The following is a 20,540-nucleotide window of genomic DNA, read 5'->3' on the forward strand; positions in this document are numbered from 1 at the left end:
ATCTGAAGGTTAGGGGTATCGACCGGCCATGGTCGACATATCGGACCGGTTGGCCGGTGGACCGCTCGGCACACGAGCTCACAACGGGGCGCGCGGGGGGGGCGCGGGGCCCGGGGGCGTGTGCGGGGGCGCGGCGGGGCGGAGCCGAGGGCCGGGAGGAGCGGCTTTGCCCCGGCCGGGTTACGCCGGTACCAGCACCACGGCCGTGCCGTACGCGCAGATCTCCGTTCCGTTGCCCGCCTCGGTGACGTCGTAGCGCATCGCCAGAATCGCGTTGCCGCCCCGGCCGCGCGCCTGTTCCACGAGGCGTTCGGCGGCCTCGTTACGGCTCTGCACCAGGGTCTTGGTGAGGCCGCGCAGTTCGCCGCCGACCATCGACTTGAGGCCCGCGCCGAGTTGGCTGCCGATGTTGCGGGAGCGCACGGTGAGGCCGAACACCTCGCCGATCACCCGTTCCACGCGATACCCCGGCACGTCGTTGGTGGTGACCACGAGTACGTCGGGGTGGTCGGGTGCGCCGCCGTAGGCGTCGAGGTCGCTCATGTCGTCTCCGAAAGCTGGGGAACGGGGAACCGGGGAATCGGGCATCGAGGAAGGGAGAACCGTCGCGGTCGTGCCCGCACGACCGGTCTGGACGGCCGCGGCGAAGCCGTTCCACACGTATATCACCGGTTGGATGGACGGGCGGCTGCGTGGGCGGCCGCCGCGCCGGGCCGCCTGCGGTGCCCGGTCGCCGCCGCGCCGGGCCGCCGCTCGCGCCCGGTGCCAGTGGCGCCGACTGCCACTCCCGCCGACTGCCACGTGCGCCGGCGCGCCGCTCGCGCCGACCGCCCACTCGCGCCGGCGCACCGCTCGGGCCCGGTCGGAGCCGTTCGGCGCGGACGAAAACCTTTGTCCCGTACGTACGTTCCCCTGCTAGCGTCGCGGCGTGGCGAAATTGAACCAGATCATCGCGGTGGAGAAGGGCGTCAAGACCAAGTCCTTCCAGGAGTTGACGGACGCCCATCAGCGGGTCCAGAAGGGCGCGTTGTTGTCCGGGATCTCGCGTACCTACCAGCCCAAGGACGAGGAGGGCGAGCAACTGCCGCCCGAGTCGACCCGGGTCCAGGTCAAGGGCGAGGAGATGCTGCGTTCCGTCACCGGAACGCTCACCCGTCTCTTCGACGTGACCGCGACCAAGGACTGGGCCAACTGCGAGGCCCGTGCCGACGTGGTCGTCGACGGGACCCCGTTGCTGCGCGACGTGCCGGTGTCGTACCTGCTCTTCCTGGAGAAGCAGTTGGTCGACGTGCACACCTTCGTGCGCAAGCTGCCGGTCCTGGACGCCGCCGAGACCTGGACGCTGGATCCCTCCACGGACTCCTGGCGGACCGAGCCGGTGCGTACCGTGCGGACCAAGAAGGTGCCGCGCAACCACGTCAAGGCCGAGGCGACCGAACACCACCCGGCCCAGGTGGAGATGTACTTCGAGGACATCGCCGCCGGCTACTGGACCACCGTCAAGTTCTCCGGCGCGCTGCCCGCCCGCCGGGTGAACGAACTCGTCGAGCGGGTCGAGAAGTTGCAGCGCGCGGTGAAGTTCGCCCGCGAGGAGGCCAACGGCGCCGAAGTGACGGACCGGCTGATCGGTGACGCCGTCTTCGGCTACCTGCTCGGCACCGGCCACGGCGGGTAGCATTCGAGAATCCCCCGACCGGAGGGTCGTGGGGTGCGCGAAAAGCGCAAGCTGAAACTGAAGCTTGTCGTGACGAACGCGGGTAACGGTGGAGGTTCGAACCCTCCTCCCGGCACCACGAGCCGGGATGGCCCAATACGGCAGAGGCAGCCCGCGATCAATCTCAGACTCTTGCTCCAGACTCAGCATCGCCGCCTATCGCCGGATCGACCGGACGGGGCTCCAGTCGTCGGTTGCTGGTTCGATTCCAGCCCGGGCCGCTCGTGGCCTGGTAGTTCAACGGTAGAACGCGACGACTTTCAAGACGACCCTGGTCCTTAAACGTGCCGGCGTGCCCGATCGGGCGGCACAGCGGGCCTCCGCGGGCAGGCTAGCCCCGCGGAGGCCCACCAATTCCGAGCACCGGGCCGAATCAATCCACCGTGGCCAACTCGCCCCAGCGGACCAGCACTTCCGGGTCCCCGTCGAGTCGGCAGCCGGTGGCGTCGGCGCGATTCCACAGGAGCAGGTACAGCTTCTCGGCGGGACCCGAGACGGTGAGATCGGCCGGCCCGGCCCCCGCCTCCACCCGCCGCCCGTCGGGGTCGATCCACATGGTCCGGGCGGCCGGGTCGTCGTCGGGGACGATCGCGAGGCTCAGCGGCGGGTCGGCGACCAGCTTGCGCCCGGGCCGGGACAGGAAGCCGGCCAACAACTCGTCGATCCCGTCCGCGGCGAAGGCCGCGGGCACGGTGGACGGCAGCCCCGCCGCGAGTTCGGCGTCGACGCGGTGCACGGCGGTCTCGTGCGCCTGGCGTCGGGCCCAGAAGGCGACTGGGGACGGACCCTCGAAGAAGGTCCAGGCCGGGGCGTCCGGGGCGGTCGTGGTGAGGGCCTTCAGTAGATCCGCGTGCATGGCCCGGTACCAGTCGAACAGTTCCTCACCGCTCGGGGCACGGAACAGCTCCGCCGTCTCCTCGCGGCTCGGGCGCAGGGGGCTGCCCGATGCGACGACGAACGCGGACCAACGATGCACGCCGCCCACGTGCGCGAGCAGGTCTCGGACCTGCCAGTCGGGGCAGCTCGGGACGGGCGCGTCCAGACCGGCCCGCTGCGCCGTCCGGGCGAGCAACTCGCCGTCGGCGCGCAGGATCTCGATGTGTGTGGCAATCTCCATCCGCCCACGTTCTCACGCGGGATCGGAGAGGGTACAGGTGGTCGGCGGCTCGGCCCGCAGGGATGGGACGTCTGCCCGCCGGGTCCTATGCTGGGATGCGATGGGTAGCTTCGGGGTATATGTCGTCGCTCGATCGGCGTGGCCGCTGCTGGAACTGCCGGCCGTCCAGCAGGCCGGCGGCGAACCGCACTGGTCGGCTCGCGACGGCGACTGGCAGGTGCTGCTGCTTGAGTCCGGGCTGGATCCGGGGCCGTCGTTGATGGCGGACACGGACGCGCCGGTGCTGACCGCCGACGTGGTGTCCGGCCACTTCGCGATGATCGACGCGCAGAGCCCGCGCGGTGGCGAGGTCTGGCACTGCGCCCTGGCGCCGCGCGCAGCCGGCTCGTACGGGCTCGATCCGGAACTGGGCCCACCGCCGGAACGGGTGGTGCCGCGCGCCGTCGGCTGGGCCCGCGAGGCCGGGCTGACGCCGGACGAGGCCGCCCTGGACAGCGCGCTGCGCGCGGAGGGCACGCCGGACGAACTGCTGCGGGCCTTCCTGGACGCGTTGGGCTTTCGCTTCGTGGTGGACGCGGACTGGGCCGCCTGACGGGACCGCCCCGGGGCGACGTCACGGGCGGTGTGATCGGGCGGATGTCGGAGGCGGCGGGTTCAATGGAGGGATGGCCATTCGACCCGCCCGCGCCAACATCGATCCGGTTTCGCCCGAGCCGCCGATCCCCGACCGGGAATCGGTGGTCCGGAACGAGGACTGGTACGGCAGGTCGCTGACCGAGACCACGAAGTACTCGCGCTACTCGTTCCTGGACACGGACTGGACCGAGGTGGTCGACGAGGGCGCGGTCTTCGACGAGTGCACCTTCGCCGGGGTCGCCTTCAACGCGTCGCGCCACACCGGGGCGGCGTTCACGAACTGCACGTTCAAGCGCTGCACGTTCTTCGACACCCGGTTCACCGACTGCAAGCTGGTCGGCAGCCTGTTCCGACAGTGCACCTACACCCTGTTCGAGGTCTCGGGCGGAGACTGGTCGTTCGTCGGGCTGCCCGGCGCCGACCTGCGCCAGGCCGGCTTCGACGGGGTCCGGATGCGCGAGGCGGACCTGACCGCCGCGCGGCTGGAGAAGGCGACCGTGACGGGTTGCGACCTGTCCGGCGCGATGTTGCACGGTGCCAAGCTGACCGGCGCCGATCTGCGCGGCAGCGAGTTGTCCTCGCTCGACCCGCTGACGGTCGAGTTCAAGGGCGCGACGATCGGCCTGTATCTGGGGGTGTCGCTGGCTTCGAGTTGGGGGGGGGGGGTCGGGTGCGCGCACGGGGGTCGGCACCGGCCACGGGCGGCGGGGTGCCGGGCCCGGCCCCCCGCCGAGCGGGTGGTGTGGGTCAGGGCCGAATCGGGCCCGTGCCCGCACCGGTCGCGGTGATCGCGGCGGCGATGGCGTCCAGGTCGGCGGCGGTCAGGACCAGATCGGCGGCACCGGTCCAGCCGTCCACCTGGGCGGGCGTACGGGCGCCCACGATCGCGGCGGTGACGCCCGGCCAGGCCAGCGTCCAGGCCACCGCGACCTCGGCCGGCGACACACCGTGCGCGGCGGCGATCGGCCGCAGCGCGTCGGCGAGGGCGAGGTTGGCGGTCAGGCCCGTGGTGAAGTCGCCGTGGGTCCTGCGCCAGTCGTCGTCGGCCAGAGCCGCGACGCGCTCCACCGAGAACGCGCCGGTGAGCAGGCCGGATTGCATCGGCGAGTACACGATCACGCCGGTGCCGTGCGCGGCGGCCCAGGTCAACTCGGGCGCGGCGGAACGGTTGATCGCGGAGAACGGCGGCTGGATCGCGTCGACGTGCGCGATGCGTTCGGCGATCTCCAACTGCGCGACGTCGTGATTGGACAGGCCGATCGCGCGGACCTTGCCCTCGGCCCTGAGGTCGGCCATCACCTGCCAGTACTCCTCCAGCGGGGTGGCGTCGGGCGACGGCTTCGAGACATCGGCGCCGTACTCGAACGCCTTGCCCGTGTCGGGCCAGTGCACCTGATAGAGGTCGATGTGCTCGACGTCGAGCCGACGCACCGAGTCTTCGAGCTCGCGGCGCACGCTTGCCGGGTTCATCACCCGACGCTCCGCGGCGGCCGGGTTCTCCGGGTCCCAGACCAGGCCGACCTTGGTGAACAGGTACGGCCGCTCGGCCTCGGGGAGATCGGCGACGGCCTTGCCGACGAGACGCTCGGAATGGCCGTGGCCGTACACGGCGGCGGTGTCGATCCAGTTGACGCCGGCGGCGATCGCGTGCCGGATCGCGGTGATCGACTCGGCGTCGTCGGTGGCGCCCCAACTGTAGTTCCAGCCGGCGCCGGACACCGCCCACGAGCCGAAGCCGACCCGGGTGATGGCCATGTCGGTGCTGCCGAAGGGTGTGGTGGACAGACTCATGATGTGGGTACTCCGTACTCGACTCGGTGCTGCGAGAGGGCGATTGCGCCGTGCCCTCATCCTGGAGGCGGCCGCACCGGCTACCCAGGGCCTTGCGCGGGCTGGGAACAGGCTTTCCTGGGTCCGGCAGAACCACCTTCGCCGGTCCCGGACGCCGGCCCGCGTCCAGGATCGGCACCATGACCACGCGAGCAGACCTGGGCGCCTTCCTGCGCACCCGCCGGGCCCGCCTCCAGCCCGAGGACGTCGGCCTGACCCGGTTCGGCGAACGCCGCCGAGTGCCGGGACTGCGCCGCGAGGAACTCGCCCGACTGGCGGGCGTGAGCGTGGACTACTACGTGCGGTTCGAGCAGGGCCGCGCGGAGAACGTCTCCGACGAGGTGCTGAACGCGATCGCGTCGGCGCTGCGGCTGAACCGGGACGAGCACGGACACCTGCGCGATCTGGTCCGGGCGGGATCGGGGCGCCGGGAGTCGGCGGCGGCAACGGCGCTGCCGACTCGGCGGGTTCGGCCGGGGCTGCGCCGGTTGTTGGACTCGATGCCGGAGACGCCCGCGTTCGTGATGGGCCGGCGGACCGATCTGCTCGCCTGGAACTCGCTGTTCGCTCTGGTGTTCATCGACCTCGACGCGGTGCCGGTCGAGCGGCGGAACAAGGCGTGGTTGGTCTTTTGCGACGAGCAGTTGCGGGCGCGGTACGTCAACTGGGAGACCAAGGCGCAGGACGTCGTCGCCTACCTGCGGCTGGACGCGGGCCGGCACCCCGGCGACCCGGCCTTCACCGAGCTGATCACCGAACTCTCGGCGGCCAGCCCCGACTTCCGCCGCCTGTGGGCCACGCACGAGGTCCGCGACAAGACGCACGGCGGCTACCACCTCCGCCACCCGGCCATCGGCGAACTCACCCTGTCCTACGAAAGCTTCCGCACCTCCGACGACCCGGACCAAACCCTCGTCACCTACACCGCAGCCCCCACCTCCCCATCGGAAGCCGCCCTACGCCTCCTCGCGACCCGGCCTCACCTCGCCGGCTGGCTGGAGCGGAATGGGTGACCCTTAGTTGAGGATCTGCAATTCTCCTACTCGCGCGGTAGTCGAAGAGGAACCCTCCATGTCAGAGAGTTCATGCCTTCCCTTGTCGTCGAAATAGAAGGCTTTCCAGTTTACCGTGGCACTGACTTCATATTTGTTACCATCTTTCCCTGCGGAAGTCTTGCTGTACTTGTAACCGCATTCGGGTGATTCATTGCTTCCGTCCGAAGGTTTGTAGGCGACCCCCGGGTTGAAACATGTGTGACTGTGCCCGTCTCCCATATTCCACGTCACACTCAAGGAGTAGGCCGTCACAGTAACCTCGACGTTGCCTACCTTGAGTGTTTTTTCAATTCCTTTCGGGGCCCACCTGTGAGGGTCTGACGTATCGATCCACAGCCAGACCGGAAGACCGACAAGGCCCAGATTTCCGTTGCTGGGTGTCATGAATACCTTGGGTTTGCGCAGTTCGAGTTGAGCGAGGGCTTGCGCGGCTACTTGGGCGGCCGTCGGGCCCCCTCCCCCACCTGTTGCTGTGCCTCCATCGGTGGCTCCGGCAATTCCGCTGGCACCTGGCTCCGGGAAGGGGTTCGTAGGTCCTGACCCGCCTCCGGTATCACCACCGCCATTGGACCCGCCGGTTCCTCCGCCGGCGCCGGAGCCACCTGGTGTCGTGATATCAATGCAGATGATGAGATCCTCGCACTCGTTAACTCCGGCGGAGGCCGAAGGAAGGGAGACGAGAGCCGCTGTGAGGCCGACCGAGCACCCCAGAATGGCCCCCTTGGTCAGCCTTGACGTTTTCATAAAGCCCCCTCGGTTGACTTTCCTTCGAGAATGAGCTGCTGCGTGCTCCTATTGCTCAAGCAGGCGTGCCATTGCCGGATAGCGCGCGGTAGGAATCAGCGACTATGTCCACCGGTGTGCTTCCAGAGGCTGGCACCTTGAGAACCACCATATTGACCGTGGTTAGATCCAGCGTTTTCCACTTAGTTGTCTTGCCATTCAGGTTCTGCAGTCCCTCGCTGCGAGTGACCGTAATTACGCCGGATGGCCCTGGCGTCAAGTGAGACGTTGTTTTCGTCGTGCACATAACCAACTTGTCCCCGGTCGAGGTCTTCCAAGTGGGAATTCGACCGTCGGGTAGCGGCTCGGTCTTGGTGGCGACCGCGCCACCGGCAGTAAGGGGAATCATTCCCTGTTTGTTCTGTTCCGCGACTTGGCGAGCAGATTTCGTTCTGGGTCCCCAGTTCGCGGAAGGGAGCGATTCACCATTCATGTAGGAGGTGAAATTTCTGCACGTCTCTTCACCATAATCGACGTTCGTCTCAGTAATCTCTGCAGCATTGTCCAGGGTCGCTATTTGCGCGACTTCCGGGACCTTCTGATCGATGCCCGTATAAGCCAGAAATGACATTCGCCAAGGGCCTGAGCCTTGGGCCTGTCGCAGTACTCCCACGGACGTTCTTGATTTTCCGCTCAAAGATTGACGGCCGACCGCAAGTATCCATCTGTCGCTACCGTTCGGTGTACCTTGAGGGGTGACGACTTGAATATCGTCGTTTGCTGCCTTCTCCTCGCTGCTTGGAACATTGTCTCCGTACTGAAGAATTCTTTCCTGTCGCGCTTTGGAGACTTCAAGCATGGCGCCGGTTTCGATATTCTCCAGCGCTTTGACATCGTGTGACGAAGTTGCCTGTTTGCTGAGATCGAAGTACCTCTGCGAGATTCCCTTGCCCTCGGCTCCACTGATTGGTGGAGTTGGGGCTGTCGACACCGTTTGGGGTGCCGGGAGGGGAGGGGCGGCGGTTTTGGGGGCGGCTTGGTTGATTTTGGGGGGTTTGGGGGTTTTGTCTGATGAGCAGGCTGTGGTGGTGGTCAGGAGGGTGAGGGTGGTTAGGGCTGCGAGGAGGGTTGGGGGGAGTTGGGTCTTGATTGGTCCGGCCAAAACTGCCACCCCCGCAGTGCGATCTTCGGAGTTCGGTGCTCAACGGTGATCCGAAGCATCATTGCACTTGATCGGGTGGGCCGTAAGCGTCTTCGGCGGATCGCTGCGTGTAGTGGGTTTGGGGCACGGGTCGGGGCAAAACGGTGGCTATCGCGCGGGATCGTGTCGGGTGGCCGGGGCGTCGGTGGTCCTGCCGTGGTCAGTGGGTGGTGCCGACCAGGGTGGTCAGGCCGTGGCCCTGTTGCCATTGGTCCAGGCGGGGTCGGTCGAGCAGGACGATGCCGTGGTGGCGGGCGAACTCACGCGCCTCCGTGGTGAGTCCGTGGAGGGTGAGGAATACCGGGATGTCGGCCCGGTGGTCGTGGTGGGCCGTGCCGATGAAGGCGTGCAGGTCCAGGGGGCGGGCCGGGTGGTCGGTGGGGCCGCAGCGGATCAGGACCAGGCTGCCGTTGGGGAGGTAGGCCTTGATGTCGGCGCCGGGGGCGAGTTGCACCGCGAGTAGGCCGTCGCGGCGGCAGAGGTCGGCGATCCGGAGTTCGAAGGCGCGGTCGTCCGGGTGATCGGTGCGGGCGTCGAGGGTCGAGTTGGCGAGGTGTACGACGGCGCACAACAGGGCCAGCGAGGCGACGGTGGCCAGCCACGCGTCGATCCCGGTGATGTCGAGGAAGGCGAAGAGGTCGCGCAGTGCGATGGCCGGGACGACGACCAGCAGGACCATGGCCCGACCGCGGAGTTTGGCGTGGGTGGGGGTTCGGGGCATGCGGGATCCCTCCGGTGGCTACCGACGGCGGAGCGGGCGGCAGCCTAGGCGGAGGGAAGGTCGGTCAACCACCCGACTGGATGGGGGAGAGGGGGAGAGGGTGGTTCGGTGGGTCCGGGTCGGACGAGGATTCCGCTGGTCCTCGGGGGTGTCGGTGTCCGGTGGTGCGGTTGTCGGGCGGTTGCTCGGCGCGGGGCCGTGTGGGTGAGGAGGCGGTGGCGGTGCGGGGGTGTCGCGGCCGCTCGGTCCGTGGAGCGGGCGATGGTGGGGCGTTGTCGTGCCACCCGGTCTCGGCGGTTCGCGAAGACGGTTAGTGCGTCGGCGCCGGCTCCGCTATCTTCTGCCGAATGAGCAGGATCCGTAAGACAGCGATCATGGTTGTGGCATGTTTCGGTCTCGCGTTCGCGGGAGTGGCTTCCGCCTACGCCATTCCCGGCCAGCACCCACAGGTCCGCAAGGTCTGTCGGGTACTCGACCCGGAGACCAAGCACGCCAAGCGCGCAAACCATGACGGTCGTACCGGTGCGCCGGGGGTGCGCCGCCAGCGGCACGAAGGCGTGATGGGGGAAGTGGCCGACCACTACTGCGTGCCGGGTGGCGGGAAGCGCCGGATCAACCCAAGTGCACGACCTGCAGCACGGTAACGGTCGTCGTCCCCTCGTTGAGCAGTACCACCACGATCAAAGGCCCCGCCGCTGCGGTGCGGACGATGCGATCGTCCTCGCCGTAGCGGACGGTGGCCGTGTACGGGTCGCAGACCAGCTTGTACAGCAGCATTCCCCAGTGGTTGAGCGTGGTTTCGGGGAAGCGGTCGATGACCTCTTGGTGCTCGATGCCGATCCTCGGGCGCCACGTCACGCGGCACTGCTTTGCGCTCGGCCGCGTGCGATCCACTTGCGGACGATTTCCTCGTCCACCTCGTCGAGGTCCGGGTCCTTGCCGGTGGCCCGCACCTGGGCCGCGAGGGCACGCGCGTGCGGCAGCGCGGCGATCAACTCCTCCGCGACCTGCGCGTAGCGGGCCAGCAGGCCGGGCAGATCGCCGATCGGCGTCAGGTGTACCAGTCGCAGGAATTCGTGGCGGGCTTCGGGGTGTGGGAGCGCATGCGCGATGCGATCCACGGTCCACGGGTCCGTGCTGTTCACGCCGGGCCTCTCTTCCCTCCGGACGAAGTGATCCGGGATCAGATTAGGGGCCGGGTGCGCGATTGCGGCGTGATCGGCGGGTGACGACCGGTGCGATTCGGGAGTGACAATCCGTCAATTTCGGGCGGATGATGAGCATTTGCCCTCGTCGGTGGCCTGACACCTGATCGTCCGGGAGCTCTGGGTGGGTAGCCGGGGCGGGTTGTCCGCCTCGACCGCCTCCGGCGGCCCCTCGGGCGCGATGCTCGCGTCGGCGCGCGTGCCGTCCTCCGGCGGTGTCGTCGGGGGCTCGGTCGAGCGCGGCGTCGCGGTGACGTCGGGCGCCGCGGACTCCGGCGTCGGCCGGGCCGACGCCGCGGCCGGCGGCGGCGGGACGGGCGCCGCGGGGCCCACCTGCTCCGAAGCCGAGGGGGTCAGCAACACCCCCGCGCCGGCGATCGCCAGCACGGCCGCGCCGGCGGCCAGCGTCGCCACGCGGCGCCGCCGCCGGGCCCGTCGGCCGCCCGCGACGGCCGCGTCCACCACGCTCGGGAAATCGGGCTCGGGTCGGTCCAGGATGAGCTGGAACAGGTCGTGATCGTTCATGGCCGGCCTCACCGTTCGGACAGCTCCCACATGTGCTCGCCGACGAGTTCGCGCAGTCGGCTCAGGCCGCGCGAACTCTGGCTCTTGACCGTTCCGGTGCTGATCCGCAGGGCCTCCGCCGTCTGTTCGACGCTCCAGTCCTCCCAGAATCGCAGCACGAGCACGGCCCGGTAGCGCGGCGGCAGTCGCAGCAGCGCCGCCCGCAGGGTCAACCGCAGGTCCGGCGAGGAGGACTCGTCGCTCGGCCGCTGCGGGAGTTCGTCGACCGGCTCCTCCCGCCAACGGCCCTTGCGATGCTGGTCGATGTAGGTGCGCGTCATCACCACGCGGGCGTAGGCGTCGATGTTGCCGTCCCGGCGCAGTCGGCCCCAGGCCGTGTACATCTTCATCAGCGTGGTCTGCGTGAGGTCCTGCGCCTCGTACCAGTCGCCGCACAGCAGATAGGCCGAGCGGCGCAGTTGGGCCTGCCGGGCCTCGGCGTATTCGCGGAACTCCCGTTCACGGGCGGCCTCCCTCACGCGTTCGGCAGCGGGGTTGCCAGGGGGTGGTCGCGGGGGTCGCGCACCGTGATCTCCTCCTCACCGGGCCCGCGCCGCGAACGCGGGAGCGCCCGGCCGGTGCCGGGCGCCTGGTCGTCTGCCTGTCGAGGGGCCTGTCATCCACGGGATACGCGGCTCGGCCGCCCCGGGTTGCATCGGGCCCGGGAGATGTTCCGCACGTGTGCGAGACGGGCGTGGAGTGCAACGCGGGTCGCTCGGGAGCCGTATTTCCGTGTGCAACGTTCGGGCGCCGTGCGCGGCGCCCGACACCGGTGACAGCGAAGGAGTGCTTCCGTGTCGAACCGTCGAGACCGGGTGCCCGGCCGGACCATGCGACGGGCCGGTCCGGTCGGGGCCGTACTCGCGACCGTCGGCATCGCACTGGGTGCCTGGGTGGGTATCGCGCCCGCCTCGGACGCGGACGAGCCGCCGCCCGCCTCGGTGACCTCGGTCGGGGCCGGCCGGCGGATCGATCCGCCGCCGATCGCCGCTCCCGACCGGCCCGCCACGAACGACCCCGAGGCGGTCGCGCCACGCAGGCTCCGGGCGCCCGGGCCCGGCCGGGCCGGCGTCGTCACGCCCGGCAAGCCGTACGTGGACCGGGGCGTCGAACCGACCCTGGCGGCGCGCAACCGAGGTTCGGCCGCGCCGGCGAAGCCCTGACCACCGCCGCACATGACGGGCCCGGGCCGGGAACCGCGCCCGCGAACCCCTCCGACCGCCGCTCCGCCTCCGCGGGTGTGTCCAATACGCTCGGCACGCCGGTCAACCCCAAGGAGTCGCAACGTGGTCCCGATCGCCCCGGGCGCAGTTCCGCTGCTCGGCCACACCCCGGCGCTGCTGCGCGGCCGCTGGGACTTCGTGTCGTCGCTGCGTGCCCACGGGCCGATCGTGCGGATCCGGGTCGGGCCGAAGGAGCTGTACGTCCTCAACGACCCCGCCCTGGTTCGGTGTGTCCTGGTCGAACACGCGGACACCATCGAGCGGGACGGCTTCTTCAAGCAGGCCCGGTTGCACATCGGGGACGGCCTCGCCGCCTCCGACGGCCCCCTGCATCGACGCCAACGACGGACGTTGCAACCCGCGTTCCAGCGCTCGCGGATCGGCGGTTACGTCGAGCTGATCCGCCGCCGGGCCGAGCAGGCGAGCGCGCAATGGTTGCCGGGGTCCACGCTCGCGCTCGATCGGGAGATGAGCGAACTCGGGCTGGACACGCTCGGTCGGTTGATCTTCGGGGAGAGCCCGGCGGCCGACGCGGCGGTGGCCGAGGTGCGGCGTTCGTTGCCGGTGTTCATCCAGGAGGTGTTCACCCGCACCGTGCTGCCGGAGTGGGCCCGTCGGTTGCCCACGCCCGGCAACCGGCGCTTCGCCGAGACGGGCCGCCGGTTGCGGGCGGCGATCGCCTCGGCCGTGGACGCCGACGCGGGTACCGGGCTGCTCGGCGAGTTCGCCCGGATGGACATGGCGCCCGAACTGGTGCGCGACGAGGTGGTGTCGATGCTGATCGCCGGCAACGACAACACGAATGCCACCCTTTCGTGGGTATTTTTCGAGCTGGGCCGGCACGAGGACGTACGCAAACGGCTGTACGCCGAACTCGACGAGGTGCTGGCCGGCGGACCGGTGACCGCCGAGAACATCGGGGCTCTCGTATATACAAGGTGTGTTGTCGACGAGACGCTTCGCTTGTACGCGCCCTGGCTGGTGGTTCGCCGGGCCAATCGCGACGTGGACGTGATGGGTCATCACATCCCGAGCGGAGGCGACGTGTTGTACAGCCACCACGCGCTGCACCGGGACCCCGAGCTGTTTCCGGAACCCGAGCGCTTCGATCCGGACCGATGGGCCGAACCGGGCTTTCCCGGGCGGGTGCGCGGCGTCTACATGCCGTTCGGCGCGGGGGTGCATCGATGCATCGGCGAACACCTGTTCCTGGCCCAGATCGTGACCACCGTCGCGACCGTGTCCGCCCGTTGGCAACTGCGGCCGGTGCCCGGCAAACCGTCCCGCCCGAGGACGAGCGCGCTGCCGCGCCCCGGGCATCTCCCGGTCACGGCCGTCCGCCGAAGGACCTGAGGCGACCCGCCCTCGGCCGGCAACTCCCGGCCCTGGTAAGCGCCTAAGCAATTTGACGACACTTCCACCCCTTCGCCGGATTCGCCGGCGAGGCCCCGCGCGCGCCCACGCAGCGTGTCGAGTACGGTTCGCAGCGTCGGGACGGCAGTGCGTTATCACGTTCGGCCGATCACGGTGCGCGCAGAACTCGGCCGGCCAACAATTGCCCGAAAGTGCTTGCGGAGCGCCTCGTTTCGGGACCATCGTGGGGCCCGTTCGATGTCCGGAACGAGATGCTTGCCCGTGATCTTTGGTGGGGTCGGGTTCGTCATACGGCGTCCGCGATCGTGCTGGTTGACGTGGTGGGAAGTCGTTCCGGAAAGCTTCGAATGATCGACTTCGACGACTGTTTTCGGGCTGTTCACCATTCACCTGACAGTGTGTGTGGTGGAAGATACGAGCGGTAGCTCCGAAGTGGATCACGGTCCGCACGGAACCTGGGTGGACCCGGCAGAGCAAGGGGGCGGAGCCGGTGGTGAAGGCAGCTACGGAACGGCCATCGGGTAATGGTGTCGTGTCGCAGGGCGCTGCCGCCGGCACGATGCCGGTCACGCCCACGCGCAGCCTCGGCGCCAGACGCCGGCGGCCGGCGCTCATCGCGCTCTCGGTCGCGCTGATCGCGGCCGGTGGACTCGGTTCGGCGGCGTTCTATCAGATGGGCGACAAGCGGGTGCCCGTGCTCGCGGTCGCCCGCACGGTGCCCTACGGCCAGACGATCGCCGCCGAGGATCTGCGCGTCGTGGAGATCAACGACGCGCCCGGGCTGCGCCCGATCGGATCCGGCTCCAAGGCCGTCATCGTGGGCAAACGCGCGGCCGTCGAGCTGCGCGCGGGCACCCTGCTGACCTCGGACCAGGTCACCGAGCGGATCGCGATCCAGCCGGGCGAGACCCTCGTCCCGATCGCCCTGGACATCACCAAGATGCCGGTGCAGCGGGTCACTCCCGGCACCCGAATCCTGGTCGTGACGTCGGCGCCCCCGGTCGGCGGCGCCGCCAACTCCACCTCCACGCAGCCGATCACCACCGCCGCCACGGTGATCCGCTCCGGCAACACGGACTCGAATTCGAGCTCGGGCAAGGCCGTCCTGGACGTCGCGGTACCCGCCAAGGACGGCCCGGTGCTGGCGCTTCAGGTGGCCGAGGGCAGGTTCTCCATCGTCGTGCTGAACACGGGCAACGCGGACGCGGCACCGGCCAGGACCGGAGGAGCCCCATGACCGTCGTCGCGGTCACCGGTGGCACCCGTGCGCCCGGCGCCACCTCGACCGCGCTGGCGCTCCTGCTCACCTGGCCGCTGCCGGCCGGTCGCCGGGTGATCCTGATCGAGGCCGATCCGGACGGGGGTTCGATCCTGGCCGGCGCGCTCCAGGGTCGGGTTTCGGCCGAGTACGGGCTGCACCAATTGGGTGTCGCGCACCGTCAGGGCAACCTGGTGGACGCGTTCTTTCGGCAGTTGGTCGACCTGTCCGACGGCCGGCGCGAACGGCTGCTGCTGCCCGGCCTGGTGGACCCCACCCAGGCTTCCGGACTGGCCTACACGTGGGACCCGATCTCGCAACTCGCGGCCGGTCTGGGCAATCAGCAGATCCCGCACGACGTGATCATCGACCTGGGCCGGCGCGGCACCACGGGCGCGTCGGCCATCGCCGCACGCCGAGCCGACCTGGTACTGCCGGTCGTGCGCGGGACGCTGCCCTCCCTGGCCCAGGCACAGCCCCGGCTGGCCTCGCTGCGCCACGACCTGGACACGCACGGGACGGGCTCGGACTCGATCGCGCTCGTGGTGATCGAGGAGGGGCGCTACGCGCGCCAGGAGATCGGCAAGCACCTGGAGGCGCCGGTGCTGGGCCTGTTGCCGTTCGATCCGGAACGGGCCCGGGTGTTGTCCGACGGCGAAGGGGACACCGGAAAACGGTTCCTGCGGTCGAAGTTCATGCGTGCCGCGCGAACCACCGCGGAGGCCGCGCTGGCCCTGGCCAACCAGCGCCGGATGCGATTGGCGCCGCGCCCGGCGCCCGGCGGCCAGTTGCCCGCCGGGCCGGACGCGCCGCTGCCGGGCGACGGTTGGGCCCAGGCCGCCGCCTACATCCGCCGACCCGCGGAGCCCGAAGCCCGACCCGAGGCCGAACCGGCGCACCGGCCGGCCGGCGAGGAGGCGGGTCATGTTCGATAACGCGCGACCCCTGCACCCGGACCCGCACAACAAGCCGGAACCGGAACCGGATCCTGCCGCCGAGACCGGCTATCGCCCACACATGCATGTCGTGCCGGGCCTGCCGGAGGCGGAGGACGTGGTGTACGCGCCGCCCACGCCGCCGTTGCGCACCTGGCCCGAGGGCTTCCAGCGAAGCGCCTCGGCCGGACCCGACGCGCCTCCCCCGCCGACCTGGTCGGCGGGCGCGGGCTCGCTGACCCCCGCCGTGGGGCACACTCCACCGCCGACGCCCGCCAACGGCACCCCGGTTTCGCCCGCCGCGACGGCGCACCCGAACGGGCCGCTGAACGGCGCGGTCCGGCACGCGGGCGGCCGGGACGGCATGTTCACCGTGCCGCCGACCGCGAGCGTGAGTGCGAACGGCGTGGGCACGGTCAGCCGGCGACCCCCGCCCGCCGGCCGGGCGCCCGCCACGACCGGACCCGCCAAGCCGCCGCGCAATCCCTCCGGCGAACCGGTGGTGGACCCGGCGCTGGTCCGGATACTGAAGGACCGCGCGGCCGAGCAACTCCACGAATTCGACAAGATGTCGCCCGGCCTGACCAACGAGGACCGCGAACAGCGCGGCCGGGCGATCGTCGCCCAGGTGGTCGCCGAATGGGCCGACATCACCGCGCGTGAGCGCGGCATCTCCACCACCCCCGCCGAGGACCGGGCGATGGCCCGGGCGGTGTGGGACTGGCTGTTCCGGGCCGGGCCGTTGGAGCCGTACCTGACCGACCCCGCCGTGGAGAACATCCTGGTCAACGGCTACGACACGGTCTGGGTGGACTACGCCGACCGGCCCCGCGTCCAGGTGCCGCCGCTCACCGCCTCCGACGAGGAACTCCGCGAACTGCTGAGGGACCTGGCCCGCCGGCACGGCAGCGGCGAACGCACCCTGTCCACCGCGCAGCCCACCCTGGCCCTGCGGTTGCCGGACGGCTCGCGTCTCCAGGCGATCACCGAGGTCACCCCGCACACCTACGTGACGATCCGTCGGCACCGGGTGCGCGACGTGCGGCTCGCCGACCTGATCGGACTGGGCACCCTGGACCGGACCCTGGCCGCCTTCCTGGGCTCGCTGGTCCGGGCCAAGAAGAACCTGATCATCTGCGGGACCCAGGGGGTGGGCAAGACCTCGCTGTTGCGGGCGCTGTCCCACGAGATCCCCCGGGACGAGCGGATCGGCACCTTCGAGACCGAACTCGAATTGTTCCTGCACGAGTTGGGACACCTGCGCCAGGTGGTGGCGATCGAGGCCCGCGAGGGCAACGGCGAGCGGGGCATCGACGGCAAGTCGGCGGGCGAGTTGACCATCGGCGAGTTGATTCCCTCCGCGCTGCGGATGTCGCTGTCCCGGATGATCGTCGGCGAGGTGCGCTCCAGCGAGATCGTGCCGATGTTGCGGGTGATGACCAACGGCGAGGGCGGCTCGATGTGCACGCTGCACGTGCGCGAGCCGGACATGATCTTCGACCGGATCGCCGAACTCTGCCTGGAGTACGGCGCACACATGAGCCCCGAACTGGCCTACCGGCTCGCCTCCAACGCGGTCGACTACGTGGTCTTCGTACGGATGATCGACGAGACGGCGATCGGTGGGAAGCGGCATCGTTTCGTGTCGCACGTGCTGGAGGTGACCGGGATGGGTGAGCACCGCCGCCCGGCCGTGAACACGATCTTCGCGCCCACCGGCGACGACCCGCGAGGTATGGCCCGGATGTACCCCTCGGACATGCCGGACCTGATCCGGGCCGGATTCAGTCCGCATCTGCTCGACGAGCCGCACGGCTGGCGGCCGTTGCAGCTCAAACTGAATCAGGTCGGGTGACGGACATGGGTGACGCCCTGTTGGTCGCGGTGTGCGGCTGCCTGTTGGTGGGCGGCCTGGTGGGTCTGGTGGTCGGCGTCGTCGGCACGTACGACGATCCGACGCCCAAGCCGCCCGGCCGGCTGGAGCTGGCCGTACGACGGATGCGTTCGGGTCCGGTGAGCGCCCGGCAACGTACCGCCCGGCGGGTGCGCCTGGGCATCGGACTCGCGGTGGCCGCGCTGGTCTGGCTGTTCACCGGCTTTCTGGTGGCCGGTCTCCTGGTGGTCGTCGCCTTCACCGGACTGCCCTGGCTGCTCGCGCCGACCAAGAGTGATCGCACCGTCATCAACCGGCTGGACGCGCTCGCCGAGTGGACTCGGCGGATCGCCGACCTGATCGAGCTGGGCGCCGGTCTGGAGAACGCGATCCTCACCTCCCGGGGCACCTGCCCCGAGCCGATCGTCGAGGAAGTCGGCGACCTGGTCAGCCGATTGCAGTCGCGCTGGCGCCCGGACGAGGCGTTACGGGCGTTCGCCGCCGATCTGGGCGACGCCACGGCGGACAAGATCGCGGCGGCGCTGATCCTGCGCTCCTCGGACCGCGGCCCGGGCCTGGCGATGGCCCTCAAGGACCTGGCCGGCACGGTGCGCGAGGAGGTGCGCCAGCGGCGCGCGATCGAGGCGGACCGGGCCGGCGCCCGGATCGCGGTGCGCTGGATCACCTACATCACGCTCGGGGTGACCGCCCTGGTCGTGGTGATCAACCGCGACTACGCCGAGCCGTACGGGACGGTGATCGGCCAACTGGTCCTGCTGCTGCTGGCGATGGGCTACATCGGCACGCTGATGTGGATGCGGTCGCTGGCCACGGATCGGTTCAAGCCCCGGTTCCTGGTCGCGGATCCGCGCAGCGTGGTCAAGGCCGCGCAGGCGGCGGACGCACAGAACGCGGAAGGCGTGCACACGGCACCGGTGCTGCGGGGTGAGTGGTCGTGATCCCACCCGTGATGATCGTCAGCGGTTGTGTCCTGGGCGCCGGCGTCGCGCTGCTCGTGCGCGAGTTGTGGCCGGCACCGCCGGACCTGGGCAACGCGCTGCATCGACTCTCCGGCACGCCCAAGCGGCGTACCGAGCAGACCGGCAGCAGGTACGACGACCAACTCGTCGCGCTGACCCTGCGCGTGCCGGGATTTCGGGTGCCGCATCGCGAACTGGACCTGGTCGGCGAGACGGTCGCGCAATTCGTGCGCACCAAGGCACTGCTGGCGCTGCTCGGCCTGTTGCTGCCCGCGATGCTGTCCTCGGTGCTGCTGGCCACCGGCATCGGAGTGGCTTTCTACGTACCGCTGTTCCTGTCCCTGGCGGTGGCGGCCGGGATGTGGCTCATCCCGGACTTCGCGCTGCGCGACCAGGCCAAGGCCGCCCGGACCGAGTTCCAGCACGCGGCCGCCGCCTATCTGGACCTGGTCGCGCTCGGCCGTGCGGGTGACGCGGGTCCGGGCGAGGCGTTGGAGCGAGCGGCGGCGGTGGGGGACGGCTGGGCCTTCTCCCGGATCCAGGACGCGTTGGCGCGGGCCCGGGTGAGCGGCGCGGACCCCTGGGACGGCCTGCGCGACCTGGCCAAGGATCTCGACCTTCCCGAACTCGCCGATGTGGCGGACATCATCGAGATGGCCGGCACCGAAGGCGCCGCGGTGTACGGCACGTTGCGAGCCCGGTCCCAGTCCCTGCGTATCGAACTGCTGGCGAACGAACACGAACAGGCGAACGCGGATTCGGAACGGCTCACCGTTCCGGGCACGATGCTCGTGGTAATCATGGGAATCCTGCTTGGATTTCCGGCCATATCCCGGATTTTCTCGGTATGAACGACCTTCGGATCTCGAGCCGTTCTCCGGAAGGAGTACAGGCAATGCAAACCGGTTCCTCATCCCCCGCGGTGCTCGATCGTGCGGAATCCGCCCTACACAGACTGGCTCCGGCCCCGATCGCCTTCGTCTTGATGGTCACCGGCGGTGTGGTGGACCGCTACCGGCGTCTGCGCAAGGAGCGCGACCACGGCGCGGTCAGCATCGAGACGGCGATCATCGTCGCGGTGCTGATCGTCGCCGCGGTCAGCATCGCCGGGGTCATCTACGCCATGTACCAGAAGTACCAGAAGGATCTGGACAACTCCGACTCGAAGTACCAGGAACCGAAGCCGAACTAGAGATCCGACGCGAAGGATCCGGACCGTCCTCGTGAACAAGATGCCATGCGGCTCTCTTGTCGACGCGATCCGGCGCCGTCTGCGCAAGGCAGGCGGGCCGGATCGCGGCGGCATGTCCATCACCATGGCGATCATCTTCCCGGTGTTCATGCTCGTGCTGCTCACGGTGATTCAGGGCTGCCTGTGGTGGTACGCCCGTGAAGTCGCTTTGCAGGCGGCCAAGGAGGGGGTCGAGGAGGGACGGCGCAGGGGCGGCGACAGCGCGGCGGCGGAACAGCGCGGCCGGGATGTGGCGAAGGACCTCGGCGGGGGAATGCTCAAGGACCTGAAGGTGATTCCGGAGCGGAAGGCCGGTGCGCGGCTCACCGTGACCGTTCAGGGCACGTCGTTGTCGATCGTGCCGGGACTCGGGAGTCTGACCATCAGGCAGCACGCGGACGGCGTTGTCGAGCGGTGGACGACAGCGGGCCGATGAAGAGCTGGGGGGCGAGGGTGTACAGGGGGAGCCTGCGGGCGGACGAGGGGTCGTTCGCCCTGGAGGCAGCGGTGCTCGCACCGGTGTTGATCGCGTTCCTGTGTCTGGTCATCGCGTTCGGACGCACCACGCTGGCCGGCAACGGGGTCGACGCGGCGGCGAAGGCGGGGGCACGGGAGGCGTCGATCGCACGCAACGCGTCCGATGCCGAGTCGGCCGCGAGGGCGGCCGTGGTGAAGTCCCTGGACCAGGACGGGATCGCCTGCGCCCCGGTGACCCACGTCGACATCACCGGCTTCGCCACCGACGTCGGCAAGGCGGCCACGGTCACGGTCAGTGTCACGTGCAAAGTGTCCCTCTCCGACGTCGCCTTCCCCGGCATTCCCGGCTCGAAGACGATGAACGGGACCTTCACCTCCGTGATCGACACCTACCGGGAGCGGTCGAAGTGACGGCCGGGCGGC

Annotated in this window: 24 protein-coding genes; 14 read left to right on the forward strand and 10 right to left on the reverse strand. The window is 69.6% G+C overall.

Annotation, left to right across the window (positions count from 1 at the left end; all coding sequences use genetic code 11):
* Positions 1 to 180: 180 nt before the first annotated feature.
* A complete protein-coding gene (locus ACFXMF_RS09580) occupies positions 181 to 543 on the reverse strand; it encodes a YbjQ family protein (RefSeq protein ID WP_360314491.1) in 363 nt (120 codons plus the stop codon).
* A 385-nt stretch (positions 544 to 928) separates the two neighbouring features.
* Between ACFXMF_RS09580 and ACFXMF_RS09585 the strand changes: the two genes are divergently transcribed.
* Entirely contained in the window at positions 929 to 1,675 is a 747-nt protein-coding gene (locus ACFXMF_RS09585; protein WP_379992576.1) for a hypothetical protein, read from the forward strand.
* 412 nt (positions 1,676 to 2,087) lie between these two features.
* On the opposite strand, the gene ACFXMF_RS09590 is transcribed toward ACFXMF_RS09585, so the two are convergent.
* Positions 2,088 to 2,831: a maleylpyruvate isomerase family mycothiol-dependent enzyme gene (locus ACFXMF_RS09590; RefSeq protein WP_379992577.1), complete on the reverse strand. Its 744-nt coding sequence runs from the start codon at positions 2,829 to 2,831 to the stop codon at positions 2,088 to 2,090.
* A gap of 100 nt (positions 2,832 to 2,931) precedes the next feature.
* On the opposite strand from ACFXMF_RS09590, the gene ACFXMF_RS09595 reads away from it, so the two are divergent.
* Both ACFXMF_RS09595 and ACFXMF_RS09600 read left to right on the forward strand, forming a co-directional pair.
* Positions 2,932 to 3,423, forward strand: a complete 492-nt coding sequence (locus ACFXMF_RS09595) for a hypothetical protein (RefSeq protein ID WP_360314497.1) — start codon at positions 2,932 to 2,934, stop codon at positions 3,421 to 3,423.
* Positions 3,424 to 3,496: 73 nt separating this feature from the next.
* A complete protein-coding gene (locus ACFXMF_RS09600; protein WP_380020596.1) occupies positions 3,497 to 4,255 on the forward strand; it encodes a pentapeptide repeat-containing protein in 759 nt (252 codons plus the stop codon).
* On the opposite strand, the gene ACFXMF_RS09605 is transcribed toward ACFXMF_RS09600, so the two are convergent.
* Positions 4,215 to 5,258: an aldo/keto reductase gene (locus ACFXMF_RS09605; RefSeq protein ID WP_380018081.1), complete on the reverse strand. Its 1,044-nt coding sequence runs from the start codon at positions 5,256 to 5,258 to the stop codon at positions 4,215 to 4,217. The genes ACFXMF_RS09600 and ACFXMF_RS09605 overlap by 41 nt on opposite strands.
* Before the next feature lie 179 nt (positions 5,259 to 5,437).
* Here ACFXMF_RS09605 and ACFXMF_RS09610 point away from each other — a divergent pair, with 179 nt between their 5' ends.
* Complete coding sequence (locus ACFXMF_RS09610; RefSeq protein ID WP_379987918.1) at positions 5,438 to 6,310, forward strand: helix-turn-helix domain-containing protein; 873 nt, start codon at positions 5,438 to 5,440, stop codon at positions 6,308 to 6,310.
* A gap of 3 nt (positions 6,311 to 6,313) precedes the next feature.
* Here the strand turns inward: ACFXMF_RS09610 and ACFXMF_RS09615 are convergent, their stop codons facing one another.
* The 7 genes from ACFXMF_RS09615 to ACFXMF_RS09645 form a co-directional block, all read right to left on the reverse strand.
* On the reverse strand, positions 6,314 to 7,096 hold the full coding sequence (locus tag ACFXMF_RS09615; RefSeq protein WP_379987917.1) for a hypothetical protein: 783 nt from the start codon (positions 7,094 to 7,096) through the stop codon (positions 6,314 to 6,316).
* A gap of 55 nt (positions 7,097 to 7,151) precedes the next feature.
* The gene (locus ACFXMF_RS09620; RefSeq protein ID WP_379987916.1) at positions 7,152 to 8,246 is read right to left on the reverse strand and encodes a hypothetical protein; all 1,095 of its coding nucleotides are present in this window, start codon (positions 8,244 to 8,246) and stop codon (positions 7,152 to 7,154) included.
* Positions 8,247 to 8,436: 190 nt separating this feature from the next.
* Entirely contained in the window at positions 8,437 to 8,997 is a 561-nt protein-coding gene (locus ACFXMF_RS09625; RefSeq protein ID WP_360312492.1) for a restriction endonuclease, read from the reverse strand.
* A 612-nt stretch (positions 8,998 to 9,609) separates the two neighbouring features.
* Entirely contained in the window at positions 9,610 to 9,855 is a 246-nt protein-coding gene (locus ACFXMF_RS09630) for a hypothetical protein (protein WP_078974732.1), read from the reverse strand.
* The gene (locus ACFXMF_RS09635) at positions 9,852 to 10,142 is read right to left on the reverse strand and encodes a hypothetical protein (RefSeq protein ID WP_360312494.1); all 291 of its coding nucleotides are present in this window, start codon (positions 10,140 to 10,142) and stop codon (positions 9,852 to 9,854) included. Before ACFXMF_RS09635 ends, ACFXMF_RS09630 begins: the two co-directional genes overlap by 4 nt.
* Positions 10,143 to 10,256: 114 nt before the next feature.
* Entirely contained in the window at positions 10,257 to 10,727 is a 471-nt protein-coding gene (locus ACFXMF_RS09640) for a hypothetical protein (protein WP_360312496.1), read from the reverse strand.
* An 8-nt stretch (positions 10,728 to 10,735) separates the two neighbouring features.
* Positions 10,736 to 11,245 carry a SigE family RNA polymerase sigma factor gene (locus ACFXMF_RS09645; protein ID WP_360312498.1) on the reverse strand — a complete coding sequence of 170 codons (510 nt, stop codon included), beginning with the start codon at positions 11,243 to 11,245 and terminating at the stop codon, positions 10,736 to 10,738.
* A 315-nt stretch (positions 11,246 to 11,560) separates the two neighbouring features.
* Here ACFXMF_RS09645 and ACFXMF_RS09650 point away from each other — a divergent pair, with 315 nt between their 5' ends.
* From ACFXMF_RS09650 to ACFXMF_RS09695, 10 genes are all read left to right on the forward strand, one after another.
* Positions 11,561 to 11,929: a hypothetical protein gene (locus ACFXMF_RS09650; protein ID WP_360312500.1), complete on the forward strand. Its 369-nt coding sequence runs from the start codon at positions 11,561 to 11,563 to the stop codon at positions 11,927 to 11,929.
* 123 nt (positions 11,930 to 12,052) lie between these two features.
* On the forward strand, positions 12,053 to 13,342 hold the full coding sequence (locus tag ACFXMF_RS09655; RefSeq protein WP_379987915.1) for a cytochrome P450: 1,290 nt from the start codon (positions 12,053 to 12,055) through the stop codon (positions 13,340 to 13,342).
* A gap of 553 nt (positions 13,343 to 13,895) precedes the next feature.
* Positions 13,896 to 14,600, forward strand: a complete 705-nt coding sequence (locus tag ACFXMF_RS09660; protein ID WP_360312504.1) for an SAF domain-containing protein — start codon at positions 13,896 to 13,898, stop codon at positions 14,598 to 14,600.
* Entirely contained in the window at positions 14,597 to 15,556 is a 960-nt protein-coding gene (locus ACFXMF_RS09665) for a hypothetical protein (RefSeq protein WP_360312506.1), read from the forward strand. Before ACFXMF_RS09660 ends, ACFXMF_RS09665 begins: the two co-directional genes overlap by 4 nt.
* Positions 15,546 to 17,411, forward strand: coding sequence for an ATPase, T2SS/T4P/T4SS family (locus tag ACFXMF_RS09670; protein ID WP_360312508.1), 1,866 nt, complete (start codon positions 15,546 to 15,548; stop codon positions 17,409 to 17,411). Before ACFXMF_RS09665 ends, ACFXMF_RS09670 begins: the two co-directional genes overlap by 11 nt.
* Before the next feature lie 5 nt (positions 17,412 to 17,416).
* Complete coding sequence (locus ACFXMF_RS09675) at positions 17,417 to 18,388, forward strand: type II secretion system F family protein (RefSeq protein ID WP_360312510.1); 972 nt, start codon at positions 17,417 to 17,419, stop codon at positions 18,386 to 18,388.
* Positions 18,385 to 19,260 carry a hypothetical protein gene (locus tag ACFXMF_RS09680; protein ID WP_360312512.1) on the forward strand — a complete coding sequence of 292 codons (876 nt, stop codon included), beginning with the start codon at positions 18,385 to 18,387 and terminating at the stop codon, positions 19,258 to 19,260. The genes ACFXMF_RS09675 and ACFXMF_RS09680 overlap by 4 nt, the downstream gene beginning before the upstream one ends.
* A 44-nt stretch (positions 19,261 to 19,304) precedes the next feature.
* Positions 19,305 to 19,601, forward strand: coding sequence for a hypothetical protein (locus tag ACFXMF_RS09685; protein ID WP_360312514.1), 297 nt, complete (start codon positions 19,305 to 19,307; stop codon positions 19,599 to 19,601).
* 40 nt (positions 19,602 to 19,641) lie between these two features.
* Positions 19,642 to 20,076, forward strand: coding sequence for a TadE family protein (locus tag ACFXMF_RS09690; RefSeq protein WP_360312728.1), 435 nt, complete (start codon positions 19,642 to 19,644; stop codon positions 20,074 to 20,076).
* A gap of 17 nt (positions 20,077 to 20,093) precedes the next feature.
* On the forward strand, positions 20,094 to 20,528 hold the full coding sequence (locus ACFXMF_RS09695; RefSeq protein WP_360312516.1) for a TadE/TadG family type IV pilus assembly protein: 435 nt from the start codon (positions 20,094 to 20,096) through the stop codon (positions 20,526 to 20,528).
* Positions 20,529 to 20,540: the final 12 nt, after the last annotated feature.

It is taken from the genome of Embleya sp. NPDC059213 (assembly GCF_042754445.1).
Classification (GTDB): Bacteria; Actinomycetota; Actinomycetes; order Streptomycetales; family Streptomycetaceae; genus Embleya.